The organism is Nocardia sp. NPDC055029 (assembly GCF_053608525.1).
On sequence record NZ_JBSGVQ010000052.1, the window covers coordinates 35,467 to 42,423 of the forward strand.

General features: G+C 68.5%; 7 protein-coding genes. All 7 read right to left on the reverse strand.

The window, feature by feature from the left end:
* Nucleotides 1–74: 74 nt before the first annotated feature.
* The gene (locus ACWF9G_RS31330; RefSeq protein WP_452519717.1) at nucleotides 75–1,007 is read right to left on the reverse strand and encodes a TauD/TfdA dioxygenase family protein; all 933 of its coding nucleotides are present in this window, start codon (nucleotides 1,005–1,007) and stop codon (nucleotides 75–77) included.
* Between the two features lie 85 nt (nucleotides 1,008–1,092).
* The gene (locus ACWF9G_RS31335; protein ID WP_452519718.1) at nucleotides 1,093–1,587 is read right to left on the reverse strand and encodes an SRPBCC family protein; all 495 of its coding nucleotides are present in this window, start codon (nucleotides 1,585–1,587) and stop codon (nucleotides 1,093–1,095) included.
* 40 nt (nucleotides 1,588–1,627) lie between these two features.
* On the reverse strand, nucleotides 1,628–2,296 hold the full coding sequence (locus ACWF9G_RS31340; protein ID WP_452519719.1) for a TetR/AcrR family transcriptional regulator: 669 nt from the start codon (nucleotides 2,294–2,296) through the stop codon (nucleotides 1,628–1,630).
* Nucleotides 2,297–2,301: 5 nt separating this feature from the next.
* A complete protein-coding gene (locus tag ACWF9G_RS31345) occupies nucleotides 2,302–4,467 on the reverse strand; it encodes a 3-hydroxyacyl-CoA dehydrogenase NAD-binding domain-containing protein (RefSeq protein WP_452519720.1) in 2,166 nt (721 codons plus the stop codon).
* 29 nt (nucleotides 4,468–4,496) lie between these two features.
* A complete protein-coding gene (locus ACWF9G_RS31350) occupies nucleotides 4,497–5,708 on the reverse strand; it encodes an acetyl-CoA C-acetyltransferase (protein WP_452519721.1) in 1,212 nt (403 codons plus the stop codon).
* Between the two features lie 29 nt (nucleotides 5,709–5,737).
* Nucleotides 5,738–6,514 (reverse strand): enoyl-CoA hydratase, encoded by a 777-nt coding sequence (locus ACWF9G_RS31355; RefSeq protein ID WP_452519722.1) that lies wholly within the window; start codon nucleotides 6,512–6,514, stop codon nucleotides 5,738–5,740.
* On the reverse strand, nucleotides 6,511–6,957 hold a 447-nt coding region (locus ACWF9G_RS31360; protein WP_452519723.1), incomplete at its 5' end, for an NAD-binding protein. The genes ACWF9G_RS31360 and ACWF9G_RS31355, both read right to left, overlap by 4 nt.

Consider the following 6,957-nt stretch of genomic DNA (forward strand, 5'->3'; position numbering starts at 1 on the left):
GATGACCGGACGTCTGCGCCGTCGAAGGGTAATCGATTCGGCGTGCTCGTCCAGGGATGCGCGAGCGGTCGTTCCTAGGCCGCCCGCGTCAGCGGGACCGCCGCGTAGGGCTCGGCGTCGCCCGCGATGACGGTGCTCGACCTGCCGTCGACCCCGACGGGGACCTTCCCGGCCAGCGTGATGCGGGTGAGCCTGCGATGCTCGCTGCCGTCGTAGTCGTCGACCGCGTAGTGCTGGGTGGCCCTGTTGTCCCAGATGGCGACATCGCCCAGCGACCAGTCCCAGCGCGTGGTGTGTTCCAGGCGAGTCACCCGATCTTGGAACAGCCGGAACAGCGCCCGCGACTCGGCGCGCGACAGGCCGACGATCTCCTTGACGAAGCAGCCGAGCAGCAGGGCACGTTCGCCGGTCTCGGGGTGCACTTCCACCACCGGGTGCTCGGTTTCGAAATACGTGGACTCGAACTCGCGGCGGTAGGCCCGGTCGATGTCGTCCGGGCTGTCCTCGACGTCGGCGGCGTAGTCGTAGCGGTTCGTGTGCCGTGCGCGCAAGCTCTCGGCCAGCAGCCGGAGTGGTTCGGGCAGTGCGTTGTACGCGGCGACGGTCGAGGCCCAGGTGGTCGAGCCACCGTAGCTCGGCAGCGCGACGGCGCGCAGGATCGAGGCCTTCGGGACGCGGTCGACGAAGGTGACATCGGTGTGCCACACGTTCGAGCGGGTCTGGTGGGAGTCGATGGCCAGGCTCTTCGCGCCGGCCGAGGTGACGGTCGGATGCGGGATGGTCGGTTCGCCGAGCAGCCGCGCGAACTCGTATTGCCCGTCCTCGGTGAGGTGGTGCTGGTCGCGGAAGAAGATCACCTTGTGCTCGGCGAGCGCGGCCCGGATCGCCGCGACGGACCGGGCGTCCAGGCCACCGCCGAGCCGCACCCCGTCGATCCGGGCGCCGATGTGGGCACCGAGCTCGGCCACCCGCACCGCGGTGCCCTGGGCTGTGTCATCGATGGACATACGGAAACGAAACCAGCCCGGGTGCACAGCGACCAGCATTGGATTCACCGCGAGCGGAACGGACTCCGCGCGGCGAACGTCGTCGTCACCGCACCGGAGCGTCGACCGATCCCACGATGCCCCGGGCGATGGAGGCGGTGAGCCGGCTGGTCACCGGACCGGCCAGGCGCAGCAGCGGCCGCAGCGCCGGACCGCCTTCGACGGCGAACGTCCACGTCAGCCGGGTGCCCGTGGTGGAGGGCGTGAGCTGGATGTCCTCGGCGAACCGGCGCAATCCGGGGATGGTGGCGGAATCGACAGTGAAGGTCATCCGGCGTTCGTCGTCCCAGCGGTAGAAGCGTTCGGTCAGTCCGGCGACACCGGCGAGGGTGACGACTCGCGTGGCGCCGACGCCGAACGGGGGCGGCGAGGTCCAGCGCATGCCGGTGACGGCCGACGACCAGGACACCAAGGCGTCGTCGGCGGTCAGTGCGGCCCATACCGCGCTCGGCGGCGCGGCGATCTCGACGACGTGGACATAGCGGTTCGGGGCGGTGGCGAGGAAGTGATCGTCGGATTCGTGCAGGGCGTAGGTCGGCATGGGCGTCTTCGTCCGTTCTGTCGGTGGCGACGGGGTGTTTTCAGTGGTCGGACCTGCGCGCGCAGCCGGACAGCCCGTTCCAGCACAGGGCAGCCGTGACGTCGACGGCGTCCTGCTTGGGAATCGGGCGTCCGGCATCGAGCCAGTGGCGCGCGGCCAGGTGGCTGGTGCCGACCAGGCTCCAGGCGTACATGTCGGCGGGTGCGGCGGCGACACCGGCCGCGCGGAGTTCGGCGGCGACGAGGTCGGCGCAGGCACGCATGGCGCTGCGCACCCGCCATTCGATACTCGGTTCGCTGGGGACCGGCGATTCGAAGACCAGCACGTGACCGCCCGGGTCCTCGTCGACGAAGTCGAAATACACCGATACCGCGCCGCGAACCTGGGACCGCGGGGTGGCGCCGTCGGCGACAGCGGCGCGCACGCCGACGACCATGCGGTCCAGATACTGTTGCAGCACAGCCAGATACAGGTCCAGCTTGTTCGCGAAATGGTCGTACAGCACCGGCTTGCTGATCCCGGCGCGGGCGCTGATCTCTTCCATCCGCGCGCCGTGATAGCCGCCGGCGACGAACACGTCTCGCGCGGCGACGACGACGGCGCGCCTGCGGTGCGCTCGCCTGCCGTCGCCACGCACGCCGCGCGCGGAGATGATCCCCGCCCCGGCGCCCGGCAGCACCGGGTGCCGGGGAGTCGTGTCCGTCGTCATGACACTCAGCCCAGTGTTTCTCCGGCGGCGGCCTTGGCCCGCAACGACTCCGGGACCTCGAACCGGTCACCGTAGGCGGCGCGCAGTTCGTCGGCCCGCGCGACGAATCCGGCGAGCCCGCCCGCGTACTGGTTGATGTACTGGACGACGCCACCGGTCCACGCCGGGAAACCGATGCCGAAGATGGAGCCGATGTTCGCGTCCGGCACGGTGCGCAGCACGTTCTCGTCGAAACACCGCACGGTGTCGAGTGATTCGGCGAACAGCATCCGTTCCTGCATGTCGGTGAACGGGATGCCGTGATCTTCGCGGGTGTACTTCTCCGTCAGCCCCGGCCACAGGCCCAGCTTCTTGCCGTCGGCGTCGTACTCGTAGAAGCCGCGGCCTTCGAGCCGGCCGGGCCGGTCGAAGTCGTCGACCATCGCGTCGACGAGCGGGTACGCCTTCGAGTCGGTCCAGCGACGGCCCTCGGCGAGCAGGTTGTCCTTCAGGCTGCGCCGGATCTTCTGGGCCAGCTTCATATTGATCTCGTCGGCCAGCGCCAGCGCGCCCACCGGGTACCCGGCCTGCGTGGCGGCCTGTTCGACCGAGGCAGGGTGTACGCCCTCGGCGACCAGCGCGATCGCCTCGTCCATGAATTGGCCGATGACCCGGCTGGTGAAGAACCCACGGCTGTCGTTCACCACGATCGGGGTCTTCTTGATAGCCAGGGTGTAGTCGATGGCGCGGGCGATCGCTTCGTCGCTGGTCTGCTCGCCCACGACGATCTCGACCAGCGGCATCTTGTCCACCGGCGAGAAGAAGTGCAGACCGATGAAGTCCTGCTTCCGCTGCACACCATCGGCGAGATCGGTGATCGGCAGCGTGGAGGTGTTGGACCCGAGCAGGGCATCCGGGTTCACCAGGTGCTCGATCTCGCCGAACACCTTCTTCTTCAGGCCTGGATCCTCGAACACCGCCTCGACGACGAAGTCGCAGCCGGCGGCATCGGCCGGGTCGGCGGTCGCGTGGATGCGGCCGAGGATCTCGTCGTACTTGTCCTGGGTGATCGCGCCCTTGCGCAGCGCCTTGTCGACCAGCTTGCGCGAGTAGTCCTTACCGCGCTCGGCCGCTTCGATCGTGACGTCTTTCAGTACGACCTGCATGCCGGCGCGGGCCTGCACATAGGCGATGCCCGCGCCCATCATGCCCGCGCCGAGCACGAGGACCTTCTCCGGCGTGCGCACGGGGAAGCCTTCCGGGCGGCTGCCGCCCTTGTTGATCGTCCCCAGATCGAAGAACAGGGACTTGATCATGTTGGTCGAGACCTGGCCGCAGATCAGGTTCGTGCAGTAGCGGGTCTCGATGGCGAAGGCGGTGTCGATGTCGACCTGCGCGCCTTCCACCGCCGTGGCCAGCACCGCGATCGGTGCCGGCATCGGCGCGCCCTTGAGCTGCTTGCGGACATTGGCCGGGAAGGCGGGCAGATTGGCCGCCAGCGCCGGGCTCGACGGGGTGCCGCCGGGGATCTTGTAGCCCTTCACATCCCACGGCTGCGCCGCTTCGGGGTTGGCCGCGATCCAGGCACGAGCCTTGTCGAACATCTCCTCGCGGGTGGCCGCGACCTCGTGAATGATCCCGACCTGCAAGGCCTTCGCGGGCTTCATCCGCTGGCCCTGGCCGACGACGTTGAGCACCGCGTTGGTGATGCCGAGCAGGCGCACAGTGCGGGTGACACCACCGGCGCCGGGAAGAAGGCCGAAAGTGACCTCGGGCAGGCCGAGCAGACTGCCCTTGGCGTCGAGCGCGATGCGGTGATGGGTGGCCAAGGCGACCTCGAAGCCGCCGCCGAGCGCGGTGCCGTTGATCGCGGCGACCACGGGCTTGCCCAGCTGCTCGAGCCTGCGGAACGCGGCCTTGTAGGTGTCGAGGCCGAGCGCGATCTCGGGCGCGGTCTCGGAGGTGGCGTTCATCAGCAGGTTCAGGTCACCACCGGCGAAGAACGTGTCCTTGCCCGAGGTGAGGATGACACCGTCGAAGCTGTCCTTCTCCGCCTCGAGCCGATCGACGGTCGCGGTGAGGTCGCGCGCGAACGCCTCGGTCATCGTGTTGGTCGACTGGCTCGGGTCATCCATCGTCAGGACGAGCACCCGGTCGGCGCCGAGGTTCCAGCCGATCATGTTCTCTGTCATGGTCTTTCCTCTGTATCCGGGTCCGGCGCTCAGACGCGCTCGATGATGGTGGCGATGCCCATGCCGCCGCCGATGCACAGCGTGATCAGCGCGCGCCGCGCTCCCCTGCGCTCGAGCTCGTCGACCATGGTTCCGGTGATCATGGCGCCGGTGGCGCCCAGCGGATGACCCATGGCGATCGCGCCGCCGTTGACATTGAGCTTCTCGTCCGGGATGGCCAGCTTCTTCTGGTAGTTGAGCACCACCGACGCGAACGCCTCGTTGAGCTCGAACAGGTCGATGTCGTCGACCGTGAGCCCGGCCAGTGCCAGTACCTTCTCCGTCGCCGGAACCGGCCCGGTCAGCATGATCGTGGAATCGCTGCCACTCACCGCAGACGCCACGACCCGGGCTCGCGGCGTGAGACCGGCTGCGGCACCAGCGGATTCGCTACCGATGAGCACCAGCGCCGAACCGTCGACGATGCCCGAGGAGTTCCCGGCGTGATGGACGTGGTTGATCTTCTCGACGTGGTGGTAACGCTGCAGGGCGACCGCGTCGAAACCACCCATCTCGCCCATCGCCGCGAACGACGGCGTCAGCCCGGCCAGGCTGTCGACCGTGGTGCCGGGACGCATGAATTCATCGTGGTCGAGCAGCACGGCACCGTTGATATCCTTCACCGGGACAACGGATTTGGCGAAGTAGCCACCCGACCAGGCCGCCGCGGCCCGCTCCTGCGACCGCACCGCGAACGCGTCGACATCCTCGCGGGTGAAGCCCTCGATGGTGGCGATCAGGTCGGCGCCGATGCCCTGCGGCACGAAGTAGGTCTGGTAGTTGGTGACCGGGTCCATCGCCCACGCACCACCGTCGGAGCCGAGCGGGACGCGCGACATCGATTCCACGCCACCGGCAATCACCAGTTGCTCCCACCCCGAGCGCACCTTCTGCGCCGCGGTGTTGACCGCCTCGAGGCCCGAACCGCAGAACCGGTTGAGCTGCACGCCGGCGACCGTGTCGGGCAGTCCGGCGGCGAGCGCGGCGGTCTTGGCGATGTCGGCGCCCTGGTCGCCGACCGGGGAGACCACGCCGAGGACGATGTCATCGATGGCCGCCGGGTCGAGCCCGGGATAGCGGACCTTGAGCTCCTCGATGAGCCCGACCACCAGGTCGAGCGGTTTGACGCCGTGCAGGGCGCCGTTCTTCTTGCCGCGTCCGCGCGGGGTGCGGATCGCGTCGTAGATGAATGCCTCGGTCATGGTTCCTCGAAACTGTGTCGGGTGACAGGTCAGCGATGGGTGAAGTGCGGGGGCCGCTTGTCGACGAAGGCGTTCATGCCTTCCTTCTGGTCCTCGATCGCGAACAGCGAGTGGAAGACGCGGCGCTCGAAGCGGATTCCCTCGGCGAGGGTGGTCTCGAAGGACCGGTTCACCGCTTCCTTGGCGATCATGGTGACCGGCAGCGACTTGGCCGCGATGGTCTCGGCGACCTCGGCGGCGACGTCGAGCAGGTCGTCGGCGGGGACGACGCGCGAGACGAGACCCGCCCGTTCGGCTTCCTCGGCGCCCATGTTCCGCCCGGTCAGCACCAGGTCCATCGCCTTGGCCTTGCCGACCGCGCGCGTCAGCCGCTGGGAGCCGCCGATGCCGGGGATCACGCCGAGCTTGATCTCGGGCTGACCGAATTGCGCGGTGTCGGCGGCGATCAGGATGTCGCAGAGCATGGCGAGCTCACAGCCACCGCCGAGGGCGTACCCCGCGACCGCGGCGACGGTCGGCTTGCGGAACTGCGCGAGCCGGTCCCAGCGGGCGAAGAAGTCGTCCATGAACATATCCATGTACGACTTGGGCTGCATCTCCTTGATGTCGGCGCCCGCCGCGAAAGCCCTGGCGGAGCCGGTGATCACGACCGCGCCGATCTCGTCGTCACGCTCGAGCTCGTCCAGGGCGGCGACGATGTCGTCGAGGACCTGGGTGTTGAGCGCGTTGAGGGCTTTCGGCCGGTTGAGGGTGATCCAGCCGACCCGGTTCTTGCGTTCGAGCAGGATCGTGTCGTACTCGGTCATTCGGTTCCCTCCCCGGAGCGGTCCCGGATGTCGGTGATGATCGCGGAGAAGTCGCGACCCGCGTCGGTCTGGTTGAACCGCTCGTAGATCGCGGCGGCCAGTGCGCCGAGCTGTCCGTCGATGCCGTTGGCGCGCAACGCGTTCGCGGCCAGGGTGAGGTCCTTCGACATCAGCGCGGTGGCGAAGCCGGGCTGGTAGTCGTTGTTGGCCGGGCTCGCGGGCACCGGCCCGGGGACCGGGCAGTAGCTGGTCAGCGCCCAGCTCTGGCCGGAGGCGGTGGAGACCACGTCGAAGAACGACTGGTGGCTCAGGCCGAGCTGCTCACCGAGCACCAGCGCCTCGGACAACCCGATCATGGAGATCCCGAGCAGCATGTTGTTGCAGATCTTGGCGGCCTGGCCGACACCGGCGTCACCGCAGTGCACGACCTTGCCGCCCATCAC